At 59.9% G+C, this 22,992-nt stretch carries 17 protein-coding genes and 1 pseudogene; 8 read left to right on the plus strand and 10 right to left on the minus strand.

Annotated elements, in window-relative coordinates:
* The first annotated feature begins 436 nt into the window (after positions 1 to 436).
* Positions 437 to 1,726 (plus strand): group II intron reverse transcriptase/maturase, encoded by a 1,290-nt coding sequence (ltrA, locus tag NLM31_RS09875; RefSeq protein ID WP_375167544.1) that lies wholly within the window; start codon positions 437 to 439, stop codon positions 1,724 to 1,726.
* 63 nt (positions 1,727 to 1,789) lie between these two features.
* Positions 1,790 to 1,942 (plus strand): annotated as a pseudogene (locus NLM31_RS09880) (integrase core domain-containing protein); the annotation flags it as partial.
* 567 nt (positions 1,943 to 2,509) lie between these two features.
* Here NLM31_RS09880 and NLM31_RS09885 read toward each other — a convergent pair.
* Positions 2,510 to 4,297 (minus strand): sigma-54-dependent Fis family transcriptional regulator, encoded by a 1,788-nt coding sequence (locus tag NLM31_RS09885; RefSeq protein ID WP_254128979.1) that lies wholly within the window; start codon positions 4,295 to 4,297, stop codon positions 2,510 to 2,512.
* Between the two features lie 394 nt (positions 4,298 to 4,691).
* On the opposite strand from NLM31_RS09885, the gene NLM31_RS09890 reads away from it, so the two are divergent.
* The 3 genes from NLM31_RS09890 to NLM31_RS09900 all read left to right on the plus strand — a co-directional run bounded on the left by NLM31_RS09890 (position 4,692) and on the right by NLM31_RS09900 (position 8,260).
* On the plus strand, positions 4,692 to 6,167 hold the full coding sequence (locus tag NLM31_RS09890; protein ID WP_254128980.1) for a benzaldehyde dehydrogenase: 1,476 nt from the start codon (positions 4,692 to 4,694) through the stop codon (positions 6,165 to 6,167).
* Positions 6,168 to 6,251: 84 nt separating this feature from the next.
* Positions 6,252 to 7,352: an NAD(P)-dependent alcohol dehydrogenase gene (locus tag NLM31_RS09895; protein ID WP_254128981.1), complete on the plus strand. Its 1,101-nt coding sequence runs from the start codon at positions 6,252 to 6,254 to the stop codon at positions 7,350 to 7,352.
* Between the two features lie 17 nt (positions 7,353 to 7,369).
* The gene (locus tag NLM31_RS09900; protein ID WP_254128982.1) at positions 7,370 to 8,260 is read left to right on the plus strand and encodes an alpha/beta hydrolase; all 891 of its coding nucleotides are present in this window, start codon (positions 7,370 to 7,372) and stop codon (positions 8,258 to 8,260) included.
* A gap of 117 nt (positions 8,261 to 8,377) precedes the next feature.
* Here the strand turns inward: NLM31_RS09900 and NLM31_RS09905 are convergent, their stop codons facing one another.
* From NLM31_RS09905 to NLM31_RS09920, 4 genes are read right to left on the minus strand one after another with little or no spacing between them, the layout of a single operon-like run.
* The gene (locus NLM31_RS09905; protein WP_254192132.1) at positions 8,378 to 9,244 is read right to left on the minus strand and encodes a HEPN domain-containing protein; all 867 of its coding nucleotides are present in this window, start codon (positions 9,242 to 9,244) and stop codon (positions 8,378 to 8,380) included.
* Positions 9,241 to 10,014 carry a Qat anti-phage system TatD family nuclease QatD gene (qatD, locus tag NLM31_RS09910; RefSeq protein ID WP_254192133.1) on the minus strand — a complete coding sequence of 258 codons (774 nt, stop codon included), beginning with the start codon at positions 10,012 to 10,014 and terminating at the stop codon, positions 9,241 to 9,243. The genes NLM31_RS09905 and qatD overlap by 4 nt, the downstream gene beginning before the upstream one ends.
* Positions 10,011 to 10,532, minus strand: a complete 522-nt coding sequence (locus tag NLM31_RS09915) for a 7-cyano-7-deazaguanine synthase (protein ID WP_254192134.1) — start codon at positions 10,530 to 10,532, stop codon at positions 10,011 to 10,013. Before NLM31_RS09915 ends, qatD begins: the two co-directional genes overlap by 4 nt.
* A gap of 9 nt (positions 10,533 to 10,541) precedes the next feature.
* Positions 10,542 to 11,978, minus strand: coding sequence for an IS701 family transposase (locus NLM31_RS09920; RefSeq protein WP_254192135.1), 1,437 nt, complete (start codon positions 11,976 to 11,978; stop codon positions 10,542 to 10,544).
* 930 nt (positions 11,979 to 12,908) lie between these two features.
* Between NLM31_RS09920 and NLM31_RS09925 the strand changes: the two genes are divergently transcribed.
* The 3 genes from NLM31_RS09925 (at position 12,909) to NLM31_RS09935 (ending at position 19,918) form a co-directional block, all read left to right on the plus strand.
* Positions 12,909 to 16,109, plus strand: coding sequence for a hypothetical protein (locus NLM31_RS09925; RefSeq protein WP_254192136.1), 3,201 nt, complete (start codon positions 12,909 to 12,911; stop codon positions 16,107 to 16,109).
* A 40-nt stretch (positions 16,110 to 16,149) separates the two neighbouring features.
* Positions 16,150 to 17,589, plus strand: a complete 1,440-nt coding sequence (locus tag NLM31_RS09930) for a hypothetical protein (protein WP_254128988.1) — start codon at positions 16,150 to 16,152, stop codon at positions 17,587 to 17,589.
* A 142-nt stretch (positions 17,590 to 17,731) separates the two neighbouring features.
* The gene (locus tag NLM31_RS09935; RefSeq protein ID WP_254192137.1) at positions 17,732 to 19,918 is read left to right on the plus strand and encodes a di-heme-cytochrome C peroxidase; all 2,187 of its coding nucleotides are present in this window, start codon (positions 17,732 to 17,734) and stop codon (positions 19,916 to 19,918) included.
* 285 nt (positions 19,919 to 20,203) lie between these two features.
* Here NLM31_RS09935 and NLM31_RS09940 read toward each other — a convergent pair whose 3' ends face one another.
* The 5 genes from NLM31_RS09940 to NLM31_RS09960 form a co-directional block, all read right to left on the minus strand.
* Positions 20,204 to 21,394: an ISL3 family transposase gene (locus NLM31_RS09940; RefSeq protein ID WP_254196166.1), complete on the minus strand. Its 1,191-nt coding sequence runs from the start codon at positions 21,392 to 21,394 to the stop codon at positions 20,204 to 20,206.
* Between the two features lie 134 nt (positions 21,395 to 21,528).
* Positions 21,529 to 22,041, minus strand: a complete 513-nt coding sequence (locus NLM31_RS09945; protein WP_254128990.1) for a recombinase zinc beta ribbon domain-containing protein — start codon at positions 22,039 to 22,041, stop codon at positions 21,529 to 21,531.
* The gene (locus NLM31_RS09950; protein ID WP_375167481.1) at positions 21,936 to 22,427 is read right to left on the minus strand and encodes a recombinase family protein; all 492 of its coding nucleotides are present in this window, start codon (positions 22,425 to 22,427) and stop codon (positions 21,936 to 21,938) included. The genes NLM31_RS09945 and NLM31_RS09950 overlap by 106 nt, the downstream gene beginning before the upstream one ends.
* Complete coding sequence (locus NLM31_RS43420) at positions 22,331 to 22,729, minus strand: recombinase family protein (RefSeq protein ID WP_375143552.1); 399 nt, start codon at positions 22,727 to 22,729, stop codon at positions 22,331 to 22,333. Before NLM31_RS43420 ends, NLM31_RS09950 begins: the two co-directional genes overlap by 97 nt.
* The gene (locus NLM31_RS09960) at positions 22,710 to 22,901 is read right to left on the minus strand and encodes a hypothetical protein (RefSeq protein ID WP_254128992.1); all 192 of its coding nucleotides are present in this window, start codon (positions 22,899 to 22,901) and stop codon (positions 22,710 to 22,712) included. The genes NLM31_RS43420 and NLM31_RS09960 overlap by 20 nt, the downstream gene beginning before the upstream one ends.
* Positions 22,902 to 22,992: the final 91 nt, after the last annotated feature.

Below are 22,992 nucleotides of genomic sequence, written 5' to 3' on the forward strand. Positions count from 1 at the left end.
CTTGCAGGAGCAGGCTTCAAACCGCCACGAGCTGCATTGGTCAAGAGCCATTGTGGTGAACGTCGATGGAAAAGGCGGAGCAAGACTCCGTCAGGTGAGGTTCAAGGAGACGAACGGAAGTAAACCGCTGATGACGTGTCGAAACGTATCAAACGACGTCGAAACCGGGACCCAGACTTCTGTCCCGCGAATAAAGATTGAGGGGAGCCTGTCTACTGCTCAATCGGCGTCCGGCATGGAGGCGGCGTGACCTTGATCCAGGCTTTGGTAAGGAACTCAGGAACCTGTCGTCCCGATGCCAAGGGAGAAGCTCAAGCGGATGGACTCCGCGAGGGCGAGAGTACCGATGCGGGACACAGGGGCGGAGTCGCTCGTAGTAGGGATGAAGGCTCTGTAACGGAGCTGGACCGAAGGGGTGACGTCGCCCGGCTTTATTATGTTGGCAACCCGCAAGGGGAGGACCAGCGTGGATAAAGCAAGACCGTTTAATATTTCCAAGCGCGAAGTATGGTTGGCTTATAAGCGAGTGAGGGAAAACCGCGGGGCGGTTGGCGTCGACGATCAAACGATCGCGGAGTTCGAGAAGGATTTGAGTAACAACCTTTATCGGCTCTGGAATCGAATGTCGTCGGGCAGCTACATGCCGCCACCGGTTCGTCGAGTTGACATACCGAAAGGGGACGGACGGGGAACGAGATCGTTAGGTATCCCGACCGTTTCTGACAGAATCGCCCAAATGGTAGTCAAGCGATATCTTGAGCCCGTCCTGGAACCAGTGTTCCACGATGACTCCTTTGGATATCGTCCCGGTCGGTCGGCGCATGATGCGTTGGCTGCGGCACGGCAGAGATGCTGGCGCTTTGACTGGGTGCTCGATCTCGACATCAAAGGCTTCTTCGACAACATCGATTGGGAGTTATTGATGCGAGCGGTGCGTCGTCATACCGACTGCGCATGGGTGCTGCTCTACATCGAAAGATGGCTGAAGGCACCCGTGAGCATGCCGGATGGCGCGCTGGTCAGCCGAGAGAAAGGGACCCCGCAAGGGGCAGTCGTCAGCCCAATCTTGGCAAACCTTTTCCTGCACTATGCGTTCGATCGTTGGATGAAGGAAAATAATCCAGACATTCCGTTCGAGCGCTACGCGGATGATGCCATCTGTCACTGTCGCAGTGAGGCGCAAGCGCTTTCATTGCGGCAAGCGCTGGAAGCGCGGCTTGCGGCGTGTAAGTTGGAATTGCATCCGCAAAAGACGAAGATTGTGTACTGCAAAGACTCGAACCGACCGAACGGTTATCCGGAGCAACGCTTCGATTTTCTGGGCTTTACGTTTCGACCCCGACAATCGATGAATCGCGCTGGAAAGCTGTTCGTCAGTTTCTCTCCTGCGGTCAGCGACAAAGCGGCCAAGGCGATGCGCGAAGACGTGCGTCGCTGGAAGCTGCATCATCGCAACGATCTCGACTTGGAGAAAATCGCCCAATGGGCACGGCCAATTCTTGTTGGCTGGGTCAACTATTACGGGCGTTTTCATCGTTCGGCGCTTCGCAGGGCACTGCGCACGGTAGATCCATTTATCGTGCGGTGGGCACAGCGGAAATACAAAAGACTTCGAGGACACGCAAAGCGAGCGTGGGGCTGGTTGCGCGGGGTTAAATCCCGCCAGCCAAACCTGTTCGCCCATTGGTTCAACGGGTCTCCGGTTGGGGCGATAGGAGCCGGATGAGTCGAGAGGCTCACGTCCGGTTCTCGGAGGGCGTGGGGGTGGGATTCCCCCGCGCTACTCAACTATCTTCGTGCCTACGACAGCGTGTCTGAGGCGCGAGGGTCGATTACCAAGTATTTGACGTTCTACAATCAGGGACGCCCTCACTCGAGCCTTGACGGACGCACGCCTGACGAGGCTTGCTTCGGCGCGCAAGCAATGGTGATGGCCGCATGACCGTCGTTTACGATTTTGTCGTCGCTCTGGTCGGGCAACGCCCTCCCGACGCAACGACAAAATCGTAGAGCCCCGCGTTCAGCGTAACCCGGCAGGAATCCACTTAATTTCCGCGGGGCGCTGTCCAAACAACCGGAGCCACCTCACACGGAGTCGCGCTGATCAACCGATTGATAGAATGATCGCGGGATTATCTAGCGAATGTAGCGTCGCCTCCGATGCGGATCAATATCGGAATGGGCGGCATTCCCTACGAGAATCGAGAGTTGTGAATCTCAAATCTGGGGATTGACGCTGTCACTTTTGTACGAAATGCACCGATCTCTCGCCGAGAAGAGTCGCTAGAGTGAGGAACGACGCCGAGGAGTCCCTCGATTCACAAAACGGGCGCTTGGCCCCGATTCGCGCCCGTCGAGAATCCCAGGGCCTGACGATGCGGATAAAGTCTGGCTTGAGGCGCCGGGAATCTTGGCTCGATGGTGATCCTGTTGGTGGAGATGCTGCCACTCAGAAGTGATTGAATGAAAGGGCCTCGATCATACAAGACTGTCTCACGTCGAGCGTGGTCTAAAGCCCGAGACGGCGCAGTCGATAGTCCAGCTTTGGTCTGCTGATCTTCAACAGGCGCGCGGCGGCTGACACGTTGCCGTCCGTTTGGGTCAGCGCGGAGCGATAGGCGGCGGCCTCCATCTCTGCAAACGACCCCTTCGCGAACGACGCGCCGCTGTTGAGCGCGGCGGTGTCTCTTTCGTCCGCCGACGATGGATCGAGACCGAGCAGCGGCGTGCGGCCCAACCGTCCGTCGCTGGTGAGCTGTATCGAGAAGGGCGGCAGCAGCTCCGAGCCGCTGAAGAGATGGCTGATGTCGATGATGCCGCCGTCGTCGGCATAGACGACGCCGCGCTCGATCAGGTTTTGCAGTTCACGGATGTTGCCGGGATAATCGTACTTCAGCAGCGCGTCGGTGGCGCGGCGGCTGAAGCCCGTGAGGTGCCGATCGTGCCGCGCGCAATAGATCCCGAGGAAATGTGCCATCAAGAGCGGGATATCGTCGCGGCGTTCGCGCAGCGGCGGGATGAGAATCGGAAACACGCAGAGCCGGAAATACAGATCCTGCCGGAACCGGCCGGCCGCGACCTCGGCGGTCAGGTCGACATTGGACGCGGCCACCACGCGGACGTTGAGCGAGATGGTCTTGCTGCCGCCGACGCGTTCGATCTTGCGCTCCTGCAGTGCACGCAGCACCTTGCCCTGCGCCGAATAGGTCAGTGACGCGATCTCGTCGAGAAACAACGTGCCGCCGGAGGCGCGTTCGAAATAGCCGGCGCGCGAGGCGATGGCGCCGGTATAGGCGCCTTTCTCCACGCCGAACAATTCGGATTCGACGAGCTGCTCCGGGATAGCCGCGCAGTTGATCGCCACGAACGGACCGCCGTTGCGCCGACTCATGGCGTGAAGCTGGCTGGAGAACAGCTCCTTGCCGACCCCGGATTCGCCGACGAACAGCACGGTGGCATCCGTCGCGGCAACGCGTTCGAGCTGGCGGCGGGTGCGGACGAACGCGGCAGAGACGCCGACCGCGACGGTGCTGTCGTCGCCTGAGGGAGGTGGGCTTTGGTCCGCCGCGGCCGCGGTCTTGCCCACGGCATGCGCCGGGCGGCTCTTCCATTCCAGCCCAAAATAGCTGCGCTCGGGCGCGTCCTCGCCCCATGCATCGGCGTGCTGGCCGACCACCACGCAGCGTGGCGCGCCCATGCCGGCGCATTCGACCTCGCGGAAGATCACCGGCCAGCCGCACAGTTTGCTGGTGTAGCCGGAGGGATAGCCGACCTGTAGCCAGCAGACCGGTTCGCTGGCGAGGCCGTAGCTTGCAAGGTGCTCGGCGGCTTCCGAGGAATCCTCCCACAGGAACTCGCCAAAATACGTGCACTTGTCGCGATCGAATTCGAAATGCCGCGTCGTCACCTTGACGAAGCCCTCCAGCGTATGGACGCGCGGCCCGGCCGCGAGCGCGTGGGTGAGGTCCTCGTTCGGGAAGCGCTTCTGGATCAACTCCGCATCACGCATGCCCTGCATGTAGCCGACACGGGTGAACAGCGCGCGGGCGGTCTCGACCCCGAAGGCGTCGATGATCTCGCAACGGAGGCGCCCGAGCACCTGCGACTGCATCAGCACCATGCGCTGGTCGTTAAGCCAGATGCGGCCGTCGCCGAGCGCGAAGTGCAGCGACTCGGCGAGATCGTTGAAGGTCGGCGCGGCGCCGGTCTCGAGCTCGCTGCTCGCGCCGCGGGTGAGAATCCGGGCGGCCCGGCGGGAGGCCTCCGCCAGCGAAATCCGGGTTTCACGCTCCGCCATGTGGCGCCTCATATTCATGAAATGATGAAATAGTGCCCGATCTAATCTTCACTATTTCACAAATAATCGCGAATGGAAGTCCCCGCCGACGAACGGCTGCCGCATCGTGACTCGCGTTTCTAAGTATCTGTCTAAATTATATAATTTTTCGATTTTGCGATCTGGCCGGATCCCGCCGGATTCACTGGCACCGGCCTTGCTATTCGCTCTCCCATTCGCGGGAGGAAGCGAGGCAAGAGGACCGGGTCACGGTCCCGAAAAAGGAGTGGGGCGCCATCAGGCCGCCGCGCGCAAGGCAGTCGTCTTGCCTCTCTTTCTCCCCGGCAGGCAGGCCGCGGTCGCAACGACCGTGCAGTCAAACAATCCGCATCGGGCGGAACGGGAGGAAATTTCGATGAACATGCAGGCGCGCGATTTCATTGCCGTCGACCGGTGGCGCGGCAAGGCATTTTTGGGCGAATGGAGCGCCACCGATGGCGGCGCGATGGAGATCAGCGATCCGGCGACGCGTGCGGTGCTCGGTTCAGTCGGCATCGCCGATCCGAAGGACATCGCCAGGGCCGCCCGCGAAGCGCGCCAGGCTCAGGCGGCATGGGCGTTGAGGCTGCCGCAGGAGCGCGCGGCGATTCTCAACAAGGCGGCGGATCTGCTCGAGCAGAACGGCGAGGAACTGATCGGCTGGATCATGCGCGAGAGCGGCTCGATCCAGCCCAAGGCGGCGATCGAGATCGAGCATGGCGCTGGTTTCGTGCGCCATGCGGCTGCCGTTGTGACCGAGCCGAACGGCATCATGCTGCCATCGATGGAGGCGGGGAGGTCGAACACCGCCAAGCGCGTGCCCCATGGCGTTGTCGGCGTGATCTCGCCGTTCAACTTCCCGCTTGTGCTCTCCATTCGCGCCATCGCCGCGGCGCTCGCGGTGGGCAACGCCGTGGTCCACAAGCCCGATCCGCGCACCGCGGTATCAGGCGGAATCATCATCGCCCGCATCTTCGAGGAAGCGGGCCTGCCCAGGGGCGTCCTTCAGGTCGTGCCGGGTGGCGCGGCCGCGGGCGAAGCGATGTGCTCCGATCCCAACATCGCGATGATCTCCTTCACCGGCTCGGCGGAAGGCGGCAGCAAGGTCGGCGAGGTCGCTGGCCGCCATCTCAAGAAGGTGCAGCTCGAGCTCGGCGGCAAGAACTCGCTGATCGTGCTCGACGATGCCGATGTTGATGTGGCGGCGTCCAATGCCGCCTGGGGCGCCTTCCTGCATCAGGGGCAGATCTGCATGTCGACCGGTCTCGTGCTCGCGCATGCGAATATTGCGGAAGCGCTGGCGACGAAGGTCGCCGACAAGGCGCGGCATCTGCCCGCGGGCGATCCGTCGTCCGGGCAGGTTGCGCTCGGTCCCATCATCAGCGATGCGCAGGTCGCGAAGATCCAGGCGATCGTCGACGATGCGGTAGCGAAGGGTGCGCGGCTGCTGGCCGGCGGCAACCATGACGGACGCTATTACCAGGCGACCGTGCTCGCCGGCGTGAAGCCCGGCATGCGCGCGTTCGAGGAGGAAATTTTTGGACCCGTTGCCTGCCTCGTCAGCTTCGCCAGCGACGATGAAGCGGTCGAGCTTGCCAATCGCTCCGACTATGGCCTCGCCGCCGGCGTGATTTCCGGCTCGATCGCGCGGGCGCGCGCGGTCGGCGATCGCCTTGCGGTCGGCCAGCTCCACATCAACGACCAGACCGTCAATGGCGGGCCGTTCGCGCCGTTCGGTGGGCGCGGCCGTTCCGGCAACGGCAGCCGCATCGGCGGGCCCGCGATCTGGGAGGAGTTCACGCAATGGGTGTGGACCTCGGAGAAGCCGCAAGCGACGCCGTATCCGTTCTGAACCGTTCCGCAATCCCGCACGGCTTCCGGCGCCTCGCGTGCCGGGAGCCTTCCATTTCAAAACGTTTGACCTCTGGAGACCAGGATGAAGATCCGTGCCGCCGTCGCCCGCGAAAAGGGCGCGCAGCTGAAGCTTGAGACCATCGACCTCGAAGCCCCGCGTCCCGACGAGATCCTCGTCAAGGTGAAGGCCACGGGCGTCTGTCATACCGATCTCGTCGTCCGCGACGGCATGCTGCCGACGCCGCTGCCGGTCGTGCTCGGGCACGAAGGCGCCGGCGTCGTCGAAGCGGTCGGCACGGGGATTACCAAGGTGAAGCCCGGCGATCACGTGGTGATGACGTTCAATTCGTGCGGCGGCTGCCCGAGCTGTCAGGACCAAGCCGCCAGCTACTGCCATGAATTCTTCCCGCGCAATTTCTTCGCCGCACGCGCCGATGGATCGAGCGCGCTATCGGCGGATGGCGCGCGGATCAACGGCAATTTCTTCGGCCAGTCGTCGTTTGCGACCCACGCGATTTGCCACGAGGTCAATGTGGTGAAGGTCGCGACCGACGTTCCGCTCGAGCTACTCGGTCCGCTCGCCTGCGGCGTGCAGACCGGCGCCGGCGCGGTGATGAACGCGCTGAAGGTCTCGGCCGGAAAATCCTTCGCCGTGTTCGGATCCGGATCGGTCGGGCTCTCTGCACTGATGGCGGCGCATGTGGTCGGCGCCACCACCATCATCGCGGTCGACACCAATCCGGCAAGGCTCGAGATCGCGAAATCGCTCGGTGCGACCCATGTGGTCGATCCGCGCCAGGCCAATGCGGTCGAAGAGATCATGCGGATCACCGGCACTGGCCTGAATTTCGCGCTCGACACCACCGGCCTGCCCGCGGTGATCCGCAACGCCGTGGAGAGCCTCGGTCCGCGCGGCGCCTGCGGCATTCTCGGCGCGTCCGGACCGGATGCGGAGATCGTGCTCAACGAGACGCATTTCATGAGCGCCGGCCGTCGCCTGATCGGCATCGTCGAGGGCGACGCCAACCCCGATGTCTTCATTCCGACGCTGATCGATCTCTACCGGCGGGGCCGCTTCCCGTTCGACAAGCTCGTCAGGTTCTACAATTTCGATGAGATCAACGCGGCGATCCACGATTCCGAGACCGGCGCTGCGATCAAGCCGATCGTGCGGATGCACTGAACGCAAACGGAGGAAACATGTCCAGGAAGCAACTCGACGCGATCTTGCAGATGAGCGCGCAATTCCCGCCGCCGGCCAACGGCAGTCCGGCGGACATGCGCGCCTGGTTCGAGGCGATCAACGCGCAGACGCCGATCCCGGACGGCGCCATGATCGAGCGGGTATCGTCGGGCCCCGTCGGCGGCGATCTGATCCGCTACCCCAATTCGGACGGCAAGCGCCTGATCGTCTATTTCCACGGCGGCGGCTTCTTCTTCGGCTCGTCGCGCTCGCATCGTGTCGTCGCCGCCAATCTGGCGCGCGCGTCCGGCTTCAGCGTTCTCGCGGCCGACTACCGGCTTGCGCCGGAACATCCGGCACCCACCGCGCATGACGATGCCCTTGTCGTCTATCAATGGGCGCTGGCGCATGGATTTGCGCCATCCGCGGTCTGCCTGTCGGGCGATTCGGCGGGCGGCAACCTCACGATCGCGACGGCGATGCGGGCCCGCGACGAGGGCTTGCCCATGCCGGGCGCGCTGGTCGTGATGTCGCCGGCGCTCGACTTTACGGGCCAGAGCGAGTCGTTCCGCACCGTTGCCGATGCCCCGCTGCTCACCCCGCAACTGACGGAGCTGTTCAAGCAGGTCTATTTCGGCGCCAGCCTGCCGACGTCGCCCTATCTCGCGCCGCTGAATGGCGACCTGTCGCAACTGCCCGCGACCTTGATCCATGTCGGCTCGTGGGAACTGTTGCGCGACGACAGCGTGCAACTCGCTGGGCGGCTGCGACAGGCAGGCGGTTCCGCCGAGCTGAAGATCTGGGACGTCATGTGCCATTCCTGGCAGCTGTTCGCGCCGATGCTCGACGAAGGCATGGCCTCGATCGAAGAGGCTGCGGTCTTCGCGCGCGGGCGCCTGGCACCTTGATCCGTCAGGGCGCTCACCGCGCCGGGCGTGCGAAGACAATCCTCCTCAAATCGCAACCAGCACCGAAAGTCGGTATCGGCGGTTGCGCCTCCCCGATTTGAACCTGCTCGCTCTTGCTTACGGGAGACGGTGTCGTGTGCGAGCCATATCAACTGCTTCCAGGATCTGCTCGCGCACGCTAGGACTGCTCGGCGTTCCTCTCAGGACCTGAACATTGGCCAGAAACCAGCGCGCTATTTCGATGCCTTCCGCAGCGATGCGTGGATCGTCACTTGCCAGCGGATCGAGTATCCGACGGATGATGACCGGATTGCTGGATGCGGCTCCCTCTGGCATGGGCAGATGTGCGAAATCCGCAGGCGCAAAGGGTAGGTTGAGGTTCAGTGCCGCCCGACGCAACCGCGTATCTTCGCGTGTGCCGATCAGCTCATCGAGTGGCATGCCCATTCGACCGTAGTAGTCGGGCTGGCGAGTGAGAATGTCGCGATGTGTGAAGATAGGCAGATCAGGTTCGTCACCCGCAAACACCCTGCCGTCGAGTTCGCAAACAACCCGACGGATCGCGAACACCATGGCATCGAGCATGTGGAGGTCCTGTGTGCTCGTAACGTATCCATAGATGGCGTAACGATTGTCGGCGTTCCCGTTGTCCAGAAGATGCGCCATGAATTCTTCGGCGGACCTTTCCCGCCAAAGGAAGATGTCGAGTCCGGCTGGTTTAGTAAGTCGATCGGGCAAGAGCGTGCCGGCGAGTGCCTTTACGTCCCGGTAGAGTCGAACGACATCGTGGCCATAGCCCCTCGTGTCTTGCCCGTTCACGAGCAGCGCCGCCTTCAGATACTTCTCGAGTGCATGCACCGCTAGCCAAAGGAAGTCGATGTTCAGTCGGTTCGCGGCGCACCAGCGGGCGGTGACATAGTTCTCGTCCGCGGTCCGCACAAACAGCTCGCGGGCGAGGTTGTTCTTCGAGGCCTCGACGCTCACGGACGCGCCTCGTTCAGAAGCGTGCGCAAGTTGTTGAGAATGCCGCCTTCCATCGCCTCGATGGTCTCGCCTCGCAGTGCGGCAAGTTCAGCTACGGTTTGGGCGACATCGCGGGGGCGCACAGGGCGTCCCCCTATCTCCACAAACGGACCGTCCGTTTCGGTCAGCAGACGGTCTGCAGGTAGGCCGGCGACCAGCTGACGATGTTTCGGTGACCGCAGCATTTCGCCATTTACCGAGAAATAACAGCCCAACGCGACGGCCCTGCGCGCTTCTGCGACCGTTCCGGTGAACCAGTGCAGCACAACACGACTCCGTTCCGGCGGCAACTCGCGCTCGACATGGCCAAGTACCTTTCCGACCGCACGCACGCTATGCACCGTGAGCACCTTGCCTCTCTGGTCGGCGCAAGCTTGCAGGATCCTTACGAAAACTCGTTCCTGGGCAGGAAAGCTCCGGTAAAAGCGGGGTCCCGCATCGAGGCCAATCTCGCCGACGTAACGGGCGTCTCGCAGATAGTGCTCGAGGAGCGGCAGCTCGCTTTCGCGGTCGCCGACGAGCTGAGGATGTAGGCCGAGAGCCACGCGCACGTGGTCGGATCGCGCTGCCAATTCCCGGTTGCGGAGCCATGCCTTGGGCGTGGTGGTAACCGCAAGCGTTGCCACGCGCTCACGGTCGCATTCGGCGATCAGCGCCGCGTGATCTTTGTAGAGGTCAAGATGGCAGTGGAAGTCGACCAAGCGTGCAGGTCGGTTCGGTGAAACTGTCATTGTGGTCGCGCTCGTACGCCCTGCAGCAATCGGCCGACCTCTTGCAGTCCGGCGACATAGACGGCCTCGTAGTTCTTCAGCCGATCCGGATGATCAACCAGGGGGCCGGGGCGATGGATGTCGAACCGAGCCCGATCCGGCTTTTGCGCGAGACGTGATAGCATGAGCTGGAAGGAGCGCACATGCTGTCCCTCCACCTTTTTTGTGTCGAGGACTCGCGCGCGCGGGTCCGCGATGCGATAGGGCGTGTCGTCGGCGCCCCAGGCTTCCAGGATTGCCGCGCGCCTGATCAGGCATGGAACGCAACGGCCACAATGCTTGGGATCGCGCTGGCTCGGGTCCGGATCGTAGCGACGGCTGGCGGGCGAGGAACAGGACATCGTGTTCCGAGCCTCCTTGCGAAGGAACGCAAGATCCGCGCAGGCTTTCGCCATCTCGCCCTTGGTCTGGAAGGCGTAGGGGTTCTCGAGACGCGTCCAGAGGCCGAGACCGCGCAGCAGCTCGTCAAAGCGCGCCATATACTAGTCCTACTGCGTCACAAACGGTGGTCGGTGGAGTGGGCGAACTTGATCGCACAGCAAGGACATCTCAACAACGTTCGGACCAGCCCTTGTTCGAGCCGCCGTCGCATCGTCGTGATCGAATTTGGAATGTGACGTTGGGTCCGCAGTGGCAGATCCGCGGGGTCTGTAATCTGCGGGAACGCGAGCGAGCGGGATCGGCCGGGCGCACCGAGCGCCTGAGGGGGGAATCGTCTCCCGCTCGGAGATCAGGAATCCGAAGGCTGCAATGCACATCGTTGCGTGATGATGAAAGCCGCGCCAGCCGCGTCCCTCGAAGTGGCCAAGCCCGACTTCCTGCTTGAGATCCTGATAGTCGCGTTCGATGCGCCAGCGCAATTTAGCCGTCTCTACGAGAGTCCGGAATGCCACATCCTCCGGCAATGTCGAGAGCCAGTATTTGGTAGGCTGGTCCTCGCCTTTCGGCCATTCAATCAGCAACCATTCCTCCAACCGCTGGGTGGTTTGCCAATAATCACGGTGCGCGGCCCGGACCCGCACGCGGGCAAAGCGCGAGCTCAGCTTTTCGTTCGTTCCTTGCCGCCACGTGATGGTGCGCCAAGCTTTGGCCGGCAGGCCGATCGCGAGCGCTTTAACGGCGGCCGGTTGATGCTGACGGTTGCGGCGCATCAGTTTCGGGGGACGACCGCGGCCCGACCATGGCTTCGGCGGCAAGGGACCGGTGCCGGGCGCCCATACCGTTGTGCTCGACAGAAGACCCGCCACATAGGTCAATCCCAGCGCCGTGATCTCCGTGCGCAGATCGCTGTTGTTGCCATAGCCCGCGTCCATCAGCACGACACCGCGCGGAAGGTCGCTCGCACAGGCCCACCGCAACTGCTCCAGCGTGATCTCAGGCTTGGTCCGGAAGCCGACTTCGGCAGGAATGCCCACCTTGCGCCGCCGATCGCAATCCTCAGTCCATTCCTTCGGAAGATAAAGGCGATAGGCGACAGGCAGGCTGGCGTGGTGGTTGGCAATCGACAGTGACACCGCCACCTGGCAATTATCCTGCTTGCCGAGCTGCCCGCAATATTGCCGTGCAACTCCAACCGAGTGTCGCCCCTGCTTGGGAAATCCGGTGTCATCGATGATCCAAGCTTCGATCGGGCCCTGGCGTTCAATCGCCGGCAGGACCATCTCGCGTACCTTGCCCAGCACCTTCTCATCCGACCAGGCGCCGCTGCCGACGAAATGCAGCAGCGATTGATGCTGGGCGGCCGTCCGTTCCGGAGCCGTCACCGCCGCCATCGGCTCCACGCTCTTGCGACCGCCACAGGCCATCAGGCCGACGCAATAGTCGCGCAGTGGCGCCTTCCGATCCGCATGACCGATGACGCTGGCAAGCCCTTCCAAATACGCCGCAAATCGCATTTCGCTGGTCTTGGTGCCACGCCCGTTCATGTCGGCCTCGTCGGTTGATGGTCGATGCCTCAACCATCGCTGATTCTGGCCGGCCAAAGCCTGCGGTTTTGTGACTCAGTCCGACTAGGGCGGCCGGATATAAAGACAGAGGCCGCCAACCGAGGTGACCTACTGCTCGCGGAGCACCTTAATCGATGGCTCTATCGTCAACCGGTAAGCAACGAAATGAGCCGCTCCGAAAGCCTCGATCAAATTGCCACAAGCAGGGCAGTGGTACTTGCCCTCGGTGCCACGCTCAGAGCTGAGCTCAAGACGGTGGAAACCAGCGCCGCAGTCGGAACATGTTACATCACTCTTTCTCACGCTCCGCCTCCTCACGCTGCACGCCGTCACAATTCTTTAACATGTGTTTAGTTGCGGCACATCTCCTTTGTCCAGATCCTCGGTCGGCATCACCATTGCGGTCCGCTGATGCTGAGCGCGTGAGCGCGCGAAAAAGCTGCGCGGTCCGCCGATCACGCGCATAAATTCAACGTTGAGTCGGGCGTAAATTGAGAAACTGTGACTTCACGGCACGGTATGTTGAACGTGCCTGCACCTGTCGGAGGGTGAGTTGGATCAAGACGATCTATCGAGTCGAGACCGAGAAATTTGTACGATACGTACAAAGGCGTGTAGTCGGCAACTCGCCCTTGCAGCCAACGAGTTGGTCACAGTCGCGGTTATCCGCATCGAAAAACCTAATTGACGAATCGTGCGAACTTATCGACATAGTCGGACCTACTACTGTAGGTTAAGTACTCAATTTTCGACGCTCTGCTCGCGAGTAGAGCCATAATTATTTTGTTGCAGGTCGCGTGTATCCAGGGGCTCGATCCTGTTCGGTGCAAGCTGGCATGAATGTCCGAATCCGAGCCCACTCCACCAGCTCAGTGACTATCTCCGCAAACCTGTGAGGGAAATGACGCGATGACTGTGCGCGAGCAGCTCTTTACCCTGTTGCGCAACCTCCGGTGGATGATTGTTCTGTCGGTGGCCATCTCAGTATTGCTCTACTTGCCAGACCAGATTCAAGAGCTTTACCGGATAGCTGCTGATGATATCGGCTGGGTGACCGTCAGGGAGTTTATCGCCCTGGGCGTGATCGCGATAACGATTTGGGCGGGTGCTTTTCAGCTTACCACGGCGTCGCTACCGCTAATCCCCCATGCTTCCGGCCGTTTGGCCTTCTATATACGATTTGCGCCCGTAGCGCTCGGAGCGCTGCCGATAATCGCCGCGACGGCAGGTCAATTCGCCTCGCGGCCGGCGCGAAAGGTCGGTGAGGTCGAGGAAGTCGGGAGTATTTTCCGCATTCAGGACCAGGCGCTCGCATTCGAGCGTAACATGCTGCTCATCCTCGCAATCGCCATGCTCATCATGCTCGTCTGCTTCGTGATATTTGCTTGGCGGATGGGATCAAGAGATCGCTCTATTGATCTCGCGAGTCGAGCCAACAACGCATATTTCATCCGGTATAGATTTCTCGCGCTTACGATCGGCGGCATCGTCCTATTGACAACAGGATTCATTCTGCTCCCGGATAGGCTTGCACAATTTTTCGGATCGTTCGGCGTGATCGCTCTCTTTGCGGTTTGCGTCGTTGGTCTGACCGTCCACTTTGCCCTGCTGACGATCAAGTTTGCGTTTCCATTTATACCTGTTGTCTTTGGCGGTTTGTTTCTGCTTGCCTCCTTCTTAGGAGGCGACGACCATGAGCTGCGCACCGCGGCTGAGACAAACAGCCTGCCAGAAGATGCACGCACGTCCGCCGCCGGGGCATTTCGTGAGTGGCTTTTACAGAAGCCGCGGGTGGAGGAAGCCAAGAGGCTCGGCGAATATCCCGTCTTCATCGTGGCGGCTCAAGGAGGAGGTATCTATGCCGCCAATAATGCGGCTCGTTTTCTTGCGAGGATGCAGGATCTCTGTCCAGCATTTCGGCAGCATCTGTTTGCGATAAGCGCTGTCTCCGGGGGCAGCGTCGGTTCGGCAATCTTCGCCGCTGCGCTCCACGCCGAGAATGCGTCCCTTGGTTCGAATGCTGCCGACGGAAAGACATGCCCGAAAATCGCAGACTTTCTGGCCGGTGTCGGGCGAGTCGAAGATATTGATGCTCCTGGGCCGGTGGAACAGCGTGTTGCAAGCGTCTTGGCGACCGATTTTCTCTCGCCTTTGGTCGCCGGCTTTCTATTCACCGATTTCACTCAAATGTTTTCTCCGGTCGCGGTCCCCGCCTTCGATCGCGCGCGTTTTCTGGAATACACTTTGGAGAACGCTGGTGACAGAATGCTCGATAGCAACAAGGGTACCGGCGATCAATCCAATCTGCTGAGGGCCGACTTTCAGTCCCATTGGGCACCAGGCAACAACATGCCGGCGCTGTTGTTCAACACGACAGATGCCGGCAGCGGCAAACGGGCTGTCATTTCTCCCTTCGATATCGATCCGTTACATCCGAAAGACAAGGACCTGTGTATTCTTGCGGCGCTTGACCGTGCGGGGACCGGGGGTGACCAAACTGTTAAGAGCCACTCACTTCGTATTCCGCTCAGCACAGCTGCTTTCACGAGCGCTCGATTTCCGTGGGTGACGCCGGCGGCGACCGTCTCATTGAAAAATGACTGCATAACAAACAATCCGCAGGCGCGCCTTGTGGATGGCGGATATGTGGAGAATTCGGGGATCGAGACCGCGCTCGATCTGATTGAGAAGCTTAACAGTATCAAGGGCACCTCCGACGCGCCAAAATTCCGAATTTACCTGTTGTCTCTGGTGAGCGGACAGTTCGGAGATCATGGTTCATTTATGTTCGGTGAGCTCATGGAGCCGGTACGCGCGCTTTTGAGCACGCGAACTTCCCGAACCTATGTCGCGCTAAATCATGCAACCAGCATCGATCGTCGACCGGACACCGAAGTCACCCCAAGCGTACAGCGCTTTCCAGCGTTCGGCCGAACGGACATAAAAGGTTTGTTTTACAGCCTTCCGCTCGGCTGGACGTTGTCCCAGAGAACTGAGGATATCATCTCGCTCAGCAGTGGCCGCTTTTGGGACTGCGTGCCCAAGGACGACTTCGATCAGTCCCGCGAGAGGCAGAGCAACGCTGATTGCCTGCAAGTGAAATTGTTTCATCTTCTGAATGGATCAGTCGCGTCAGCGTTTGAAACGCTCAAAGACGCCAAACTCGCACAGGCTGCCTACGCCGATGAGTTAGACAAGGAATATCGACCAACTCCAAAAGTCAGGCCGCAGCCATTACTTGCTTGTTATGAGAGCAATTGGTTGCAAGAGCGCCGTTATCAAAAATACCGGGATAGGGTTGCTGATTACGAGCACCAGCTGACTGAATCGATCAAGGACCATTCGCCGGCTCCTCCACCCGTTCCGCCGTATCGCAAGAGCTACACGGCGTATTTTCAGGCCGAGCAGGTCAAAGCTTTATTGCAGGAGTGGGATCGCGTCGAGGAAACGGACCCTCGTATCCTGGCCTATATTCTGGGATCAGTCTCCTACGACAGCGCCGATTTTACACGTAGTAGCGAGAATTTCTTTTACAGCGCCGTTTCTCAACTCCCTCGCAAATGGCGCGATCGTATCGAAAAAAATAACGCAAAGCTTGTGACCGCCAACAAGCCGGCGGTCGACGTGAATTCATTGCTCAACCATCCCAAGGAATTGGCCAACTTTGTTCTTGGCTACGATGGCAACCCTTTTGGAAACCAGCCCGGAACAGATGACGGTTGGCTGTTTCGTCCGCGAGGAATGTATCAATTGGTCGGACGTGAACAATATCAGGAAGCGCAGGCTCAAACGCAGCAGCTTGGCGAGCTGGAAGGACTTGATCTGCTAACGCTTCCCGACGCGTTACGGGATGCGAAGGTCTCAGCCAAGGCGACTTTCGCTCACTTTCGGCTTCATCCTTACGAAAACAATCGGACACTATTCGAGTTGCTGAAGGATCGTACGAAGGATTGGACAGCCGTGCGCGCATTGCAGACGGACATGGAGCATGCCCCAGCTGATGGCGCGCGTGTCAATGCAAGGAGTGAGATGTTCCTTGGGTGTATCGAGGAGGTGTTGCATCCGACGAAGCTCAAGACCTTGCAAAGCCAGTTCTACGGCGAGGAATGAGAAGGTTGGTCCGCCGGTCCACTTTGCGGTGGAGAGAACGTTGCGCCGAGGTCTCTGCTTTCTACAGCTGATGTTTGAACTCTTAGTTTCGCAGGAGGGATTGCCAATGATGGCAAGGGGTGAAGTGCAAGGATCGAGGTTTCGTCAACGGCTTGCACGACTATTTGCGGCGGGGGCGGTCTTCGCCGCAGCTTTGGGCGTGGGAGCCGCTCCGGCGCAAACGGCGTCAAAGCCGCTTTCGGCCAACGATGTGTCCATCCTCTTTCCTCCACCGAAATCGGCGGGTGACCTGGCTAATCTGATCGCGGTATCCGATCTGGCCGGCCCCACAGGATCTCCGCAGCGACTGTTTTCCGACGCAGACTTCGCGCGCTTTATCGCCAACGCGGAAAATCCCGAGCGTCCGGGAGTGCCGGACTCAGGTGTGCGCCACATCCAGCTGCCCGATGCCGTGAAAAAGATCGATGCCTGGTTTGTCGCCGGCATTAGGATCGATCCGGGCGCGCCGGGATTGTCGCCGGACGTCATCGCACAGTTTGGCCGGCAACCGCAAATCCGCCTCATCATTCAGCCGGTGACCACTGGACCGGACGGATTCAAGGTTCATGACACGGCCGGCCACCTTATCTTTAGCTTTAACCTCGACCCGGATCCGCCGCTCGATGGCTGTATGCCATTCCCGCGATTCAAGCCGGACGACGAAGCCTTCAAGGCGATCGTTCGTGACGTCGCGACCTTGCGCGATCAACTCGCAACCGGACATTTGGGCGGTGTCAAAGTCTCGACTGCCGGCGATCTGAACGTGCATCCAGGCCTTGTGGGTGCATCGGCAAAGGCGTTTCGTGATGCGCTCAAGGCCCTGCTGGAGAAACATCTCTCACCGCAGCGCCTCAACACCATGGCCGTCATGGGCATTTCACCGCCCGAGCCCTGGATTTTCGTCTCGATGTTAAGGGTCCCGCAAGCCGGCTTGATACCTGTGCCCGGCCCGACGCTTGATGGCCTGCACGCAGCACAGATGTTCAGCATCGTCGGCGGAAAACACGTCGTCCCGCAGCCGGTTACCAACAATCAGAATCCGATCACCTGCCGCCACGCGGCGTTGCAAAATCCGCCTTTGGCAGCCGCCGATCGCAAGGGTGTTTCGACCTCCGAGTTCATTGACGGCAAGGCGCCCAACAGTCGCATACTCGAAATTGTCAATATCATTGCCGATCCGAAAAAGAGCCACTTCTTCAATACCGATTGCGTCAGCTGTCACACCGAGACGGCCCAGCCGCTCGCCAGGAAAATTCCAAACTTCGCAGTGCCGGGCGTGAACCGAGCAGTCTTGCCGAAGGAAAGCTGGAATGTTCGCAATTTCGGTTGGTTCCCATCGTTCTTGAACGGCGGCCCGGCGGCGGCGACGATAACGCGCCGCGCGGCAGCGGAAACAGCTGACGTGGTCGCCCTCATCAATAGCCAATTGCTGAACAAGTAACAGACGCCGTCACCGTTACCGGATGCCTGCCGGCCCGGCTTGGTGCACGAAAAAAATGAATGGAGTGGTTGCTATGGGGAGACGTTCTTTCGGCTCTCGACTTAGTTCCTGGGTAAGGCGCTGGCCGCATGTCGCCGGTCTATTGTTCGCAATCGTCGTCGTCGCGATCGTGTCGGTCGGCTGGGTGTATTTCGCGCCGGAGAAGGTTCGCGATGCGGCTCTTAAAATCAAGAACGACGCAAATCTGGTCGCTCAACTGCTGCCTGCCACGCTGCCGGAGCCATCGAAAATCGAAAGTGCCTATTGGCTGCCGCAGAATTGGACCTCGCGCCAGCGTTACTGGTTTCACCACACATCGCAGGGGACGGCGACCATTCCCGTCCCCTATCAATGGTTTTTGGCCCTGGAACGGCCGGAGCTGTCCATCTCTTACACGAGCTTGACCGACGAGGACTACCTGCGCCGCCTTGGCTTCATCCCGAGTCCTGGCTCAAAGGACTTCGCCGGTAACGCGCCCTCATACGGTTATCACGAGGATACGTCGAATGGGGACGCTGCGAGCTCCGGTTGGACTCCAAACGTACCCGACAATCCAAATGGCTTGCCTGTCGGCTTTGCCATCCTTAAGGGCGGTGTCGACCCGACGACGGGAGCCTCGTATGAAGATCAGATCGGATTAACCTGCGCCGCGTGTCATACCGGGCATCTCGAGTACAAAAATGTCAGCCTTCGGTTCGACGGTGGGCCGGCGATGGTCAATCTCGGCGAGGTTGAAAGGGTCATCGGACTGTCTATCGGCTACACGCTGATTTTGCCGTGGCGATTCGAGCGTTTCGCCAGCAGACTGGAGCGGATCAAGGGCCAAAGCGTCGATCGAAAGCAGCTTCGAAGCGATCTCGAGCTTGCGCTTCAAAAGATCAAGAAGCAAAAGGCGCAGGGCGATAGCCTTTTGACGGGACAGGGAGTTGCGGATCTCGATGAAGGTTTCGGTCGACTTGACGCGCTGAACCGGATCGGGAACCAGGTTTTCTATAGCAACCTTCTCGATCCCGTGACCGGCGAACTCCCGGATCCCCTCCTCAAGGGCAACTTCGCGCGCCACGATGCGCCCGTGAGCTTTCCGCCCATCTGGGACACGCCGTATTTCCTCTGGGCGCAGTATGACGCCTCCGTTCTCAACGAACTTGTTCGCAATTCAGGCGAGGCGCTCGGTGTGAGCGCGAAAATCAATATGACCGCGCCCGCGCCCGGACGGCCACTTTTTGCCTCATCGATACATCTATCCGACATCGCGCGGTTCGAAGGGCTTCTGCGCGGCGCCGATCCCTTTTCGGCGGCCGATGCAAGTGGCAGAAAATTTACCGGGCTCGTAGCGCCCAGGTGGAAGGACGCGCAGGAAAAATTTCGGGGCGACCAAGCCTGGGCTATTGACGAAAAACTCGTCGAAAAAGGCCGCGATCTCTATCGGGCACATTGCTTTGAATGCCACCGAGGCCCGGTCAACGATCCTGCCTTCGACAAAAGATGGCCGGAGGATTCGTTCTGGAAACCGGAGAATCCCGATCGCTCCGCCAAGAACGAGAAAAATTGGATGGAGATAGGGGGGCGGCATTATTTTAATGTGACCCAGATGCCGGTCACCGCGATCGGCACCGATCGTCAACAATCCGATGTCCTCACGACGCGCCGAGTTCACTTACCCGAGTCACTTGGATTAAATCCAGTCGATGACCTCAACAGAGCCTGGGGTTGCGGCCTTCCAGCGAACAAAGGGGCAGATCCTCTTTTCGTACTCGCCCTCATGGACGTGGTCGGAAAGACAATCGACCAATGGATCATTGCGAACCGCACTTCCGAGGAAGCCAAGCAGCAGATGTGGGGACCTAGGAAAAACTGTCAAAACCAACGAGTCTATGTTGGGGCTCGGGCGAACCGTAACGGAAAGGACGAAGATGTTCTTGCCCTTGAACCTCAGTATCGGGCGCGCCCGTTGGATGGTGTTTGGGCGACAGCTCCGTATCTGCACAACGGGTCCGTGCCGACGCTGAGAGACATGTTGTTGCCGCAGAAGGAGCGGCCGACGTCTTTCTGCGTTGGCAGCCGCCAGTTCGATCCAGTCAAAGTCGGGCTTGTTACGAAGACGAAAGCGGACGATGCCTGTGCGGCCGGCCTGACGGACTTCAATGTATCGCTGCTTGGAAATAGCAATCGTGGACATTCGTTTGAGGGCAAGGAGACCGACGTGACCAAGCTCCCGCCTGGCGTCATCGGACCAGAATTGACCGATGTCGAGCGACGAGCACTTGTCGAGTATCTCAAGACGCTGTGAGATATCCGTTGATTGGCGGTGGTTGCCCTGATCGACCTACCGATCTTTATCCGCTTGTGGTGCTGCGTACAGAATTGGCTGCGGAGCCCTGCGGGATAGGTTTTTCGTGGGAATGTGACCTAGCCCTGGCGAATTTGCTCCTCGAAGCGAGCCAGTCGGCGCCGCACTTCCTGCACAGGTAGGCGGCATCTCGGATGCGCGAAGGGAATGTTCCGCGTCCTGAGTTTTCAGGGTCTTCGTGAAGTCGTGTGGGTGGATTTCATGCAAATTCAACCGCGAAAGGCATCAAAGCGCTGGCAGCATGCAGGTAAGGATTTTGAGGCGAAGGTACTCTTCGTCGCGTATCCCATAGGCCCGTCGTTGGATAACTCGGATCTTGTTGTTGAGCCCCTCGACGAAGCCCAGCGAGACATTGTTCTCCTGCTTGCGATATGCGGCGATGCCATCCCAATGACGATCGATCATGTCGGCGAACTTCTCGTAGGGTTTCAACCTCTGCCATTTGAGCGAGGCGCGCCATTGCTCGAAGAAGCGCCGTGCCCAGCCCTCGTGCTCATAGCTCCAGAGCTGACCAAAGGATTCCTTGAGCAGGTAGGCGGTATGGAGTCGTTTGTTGGCCCGCAGTAATGTCTGCAAAGCTTGTCGGCCCTGCAACGTCAGATTCTCCTTGCGCGACAGCAGCGTATATTTCTGTCCCTTGATGAAGCGACGGTTCTTTCCCGACAGCCGCGCATACTCGCTCTTGCGAACCTGATCGAGGGCTTCGCCGAGGTGGCGAATGATATGGAACTTGTCGAACAGGATCGCGGCCTGCGGGGCATGCGCGGTCGCGGCGTTGCGAAACGGCTTCCACATGTCCATCACGGCGAGCCGGATACGACCGCTCTTGTTCGGGCCAAGCCATTGATAAAACTGGGGCATACTGGCTTCCGAGCGATCGTTGCCGCCAAACCAGATCGGCCGTTCGCGAATGAGGTCGCTGACCACGATCCGATAGGTGTGGCCCTTGCGGACCGAGATCTCGTCGATGCCGATCACCATCGGTGCCGGCGTTCCAGCCTTGGCGAGCTGAGCGCGCATGTACTGCTTGTCGAGCTCCTTGACCGTGTGCCAATCCAGCTTGAGCTCCTTTGCAATATCCTGGATCGGAGAGCTGCGGCAGCGCCGGCCGACGTAAAACGCAAACCGCTTGGTGTAGAGCGGATTGTCCGCCAGGAATTCCAGTCGCTCGCGCTTCACCTTGTCGCAATGCCGGCACCTGACGCGCCGCACCTCGAACTCCAGAAATATCCGCAAGCCGGCGGTCGGAAGATCCCGAACGCGGCGAAGCTTGCGATCGTACCATCCGGAATGCTCTCGCCCGCATGTGCCGCAGCTGGTTTTTTTGAGCGCCGAACCAGCGTGACAATCCGCGCATGCGGATCGCCAAACACACCACGGATCTGTTCGATTGGTCGAAAGCCGGCAAACCGATATGCATCACGCAACCGCCGCCGCTTCGTTGCAGTAACCAAAATTCTTCCCCCGACGCTGCCAATACCTCGCCTGCGGAATCATCTCCGATTCGCGAACGAAATCCGAGCACCGGCATGAAATCCACCCACACGACTTCACGAAGACCCAGTTTTCATTGTATTTAGCGCAGCCTCAACGCCAAGTGGTTGAAGCCGCTCCAGCACCTCTCGCGCCACCATCCGATCGAGGCGCATTCCACCGAAGCCAAGACAAGCTGCGACGGCTGCCTTGGTGAAATCTCCGCGGCAGACATATCTCAGCGTGTCGCCGCCTCTACCTGAGTACTGAACGTATAACCGCCGACCACATCGCGCGCAGCGCAAAAGCCCAGGGAGAAGTGCCTCGCCGCGTCGGACGGCGCCCCGACCCAGATAGCTCTTGCCGTTGGCATTGTCTGCAATGAGGCGCTGGTTTCGAATAAACTCATCCCAGGAGATGTAGCCCTCGTGATGCTCGCGGAGCAGCACGTCCCAGGCTTTCCAATCTCGTTGGGGATTTCGCTTTACCTTCTTCCGACCGTTCTCGATCGTCGTCCGAACACATAGGCACCGGCATACACAGGGTTGGTGAGCATGTGATTCAACGTCGTGTAGCTTGGTGTGCGCCATTCGATTTTCGGATCGTGCGAACCTCCAACGGCGAAGGGTAGCGCGATCTTTTCCTGGAGCAACCAGAGCAAGACCTGCCGGATCGATTGGAGCTCCACAAACTTCCTGAAGACGAGATCCAGCGCCTCGCGGACACGTACGTCCGGGTTTTTCTCGATTCGATCATCCTTCGTCTTCACATACCCGACCGCGACCGTCGTGAAGTGCTCGCCGCGCCGGGCCTTTTGTTTGACGGCTTCGACTGATCGCTGTCGAATGACACTGAGCTCCAGCTCGCTCATCGTACCCTTCATCCCCAAGAGCAATCGATCGTTAATCGACCGAGAATCATAGACACCATCTTCGTCGATAATGAGCGTGCCGACCAAGCCGCAAAATTCCAACAACGTGTGCCAGTCTCGACCGTTTCGAGCGAGGCGGGAGGCCTCGATTGAAAACACCGCACCGACGCGCCCTCGCAGATTAACGCCAACAACCGCTCAAATCCACGTCTCGCAACGCCGCAGCCGGACTTGCCGAGATCATCATCAATAACCTCGACACCGCTCCAGCCGAGTGCGCGTGCGCGAGCCTCAAGGCCGTATTGCCTGCGTTGGCTCTCCAGGTTGTGGACAACCTGGTCGACCGAGGACTGTCGAACGTAAACCACGGCGCTGCGCACCAGGTGATCAGCGGTGATCTTCGTCATGATCCACCTCTTGACTTGACTGGGCGGGTGGGGCAGACACCTTTGCCGCGGTTTCGTTGAGCAGGAGCGACAGCAACTTTGCGGCCTCGGCTTGCACCGCCTGAGGTAGATGCTCTGCTTGCGCTGTTTCGAACAGATCCGGTTGCTGCCTCTTTTGTATCGTCTTGGACATGGGCTCCTCCCTCAGCGGGAGGCGATTCCTCCCAACGCGAGGTTACGAGGACGTCAATAAATGTCCGAAGCTCAAGAAGCTGGTCTATTGG

Origin of the sequence: Bradyrhizobium sp. CCGUVB4N (assembly GCF_024199945.1) — a bacterium.
Classification (GTDB): Bacteria; Pseudomonadota; Alphaproteobacteria; order Rhizobiales; family Xanthobacteraceae; genus Bradyrhizobium.

What these genes read in the sequence shown, in the direction of transcription:
- NLM31_RS09925 (WP_254192136.1), top strand. Translation starts at nt 12,909, where the DNA reads ATGACTGTGCGCGAGCAGCTCTTTACCCTGTTGCGCAACCTCCGGTGG.
- qatD (WP_254192133.1), bottom strand. Translation starts at nt 10,014, where the DNA reads ATGACAGTTTCACCGAACCGACCTGCACGCTTGGTCGACTTCCACTGC.
- NLM31_RS43420 (WP_375143552.1), bottom strand. Translation starts at nt 22,729, where the DNA reads ATGACGAAGATCACCGCTGATCACCTGGTGCGCAGCGCCGTGGTTTAC.
- NLM31_RS09900 (WP_254128982.1), top strand. Translation starts at nt 7,370, where the DNA reads ATGTCCAGGAAGCAACTCGACGCGATCTTGCAGATGAGCGCGCAATTC.
- ltrA (WP_375167544.1), top strand. Translation starts at nt 437, where the DNA reads ATGTTGGCAACCCGCAAGGGGAGGACCAGCGTGGATAAAGCAAGACCG.
- NLM31_RS09890 (WP_254128980.1), top strand. Translation starts at nt 4,692, where the DNA reads ATGAACATGCAGGCGCGCGATTTCATTGCCGTCGACCGGTGGCGCGGC.
- NLM31_RS09945 (WP_254128990.1), bottom strand. Translation starts at nt 22,041, where the DNA reads ATGGCGCACACCAAGCTACACGACGTTGAATCACATGCTCACCAACCC.
- NLM31_RS09960 (WP_254128992.1), bottom strand. Translation starts at nt 22,901, where the DNA reads ATGTCCAAGACGATACAAAAGAGGCAGCAACCGGATCTGTTCGAAACA.
- NLM31_RS09920 (WP_254192135.1), bottom strand. Translation starts at nt 11,978, where the DNA reads ATGAACGGGCGTGGCACCAAGACCAGCGAAATGCGATTTGCGGCGTAT.
- NLM31_RS09915 (WP_254192134.1), bottom strand. Translation starts at nt 10,532, where the DNA reads ATGGCGCGCTTTGACGAGCTGCTGCGCGGTCTCGGCCTCTGGACGCGT.
- NLM31_RS09885 (WP_254128979.1), bottom strand. Translation starts at nt 4,297, where the DNA reads ATGGCGGAGCGTGAAACCCGGATTTCGCTGGCGGAGGCCTCCCGCCGG.
- NLM31_RS09895 (WP_254128981.1), top strand. Translation starts at nt 6,252, where the DNA reads ATGAAGATCCGTGCCGCCGTCGCCCGCGAAAAGGGCGCGCAGCTGAAG.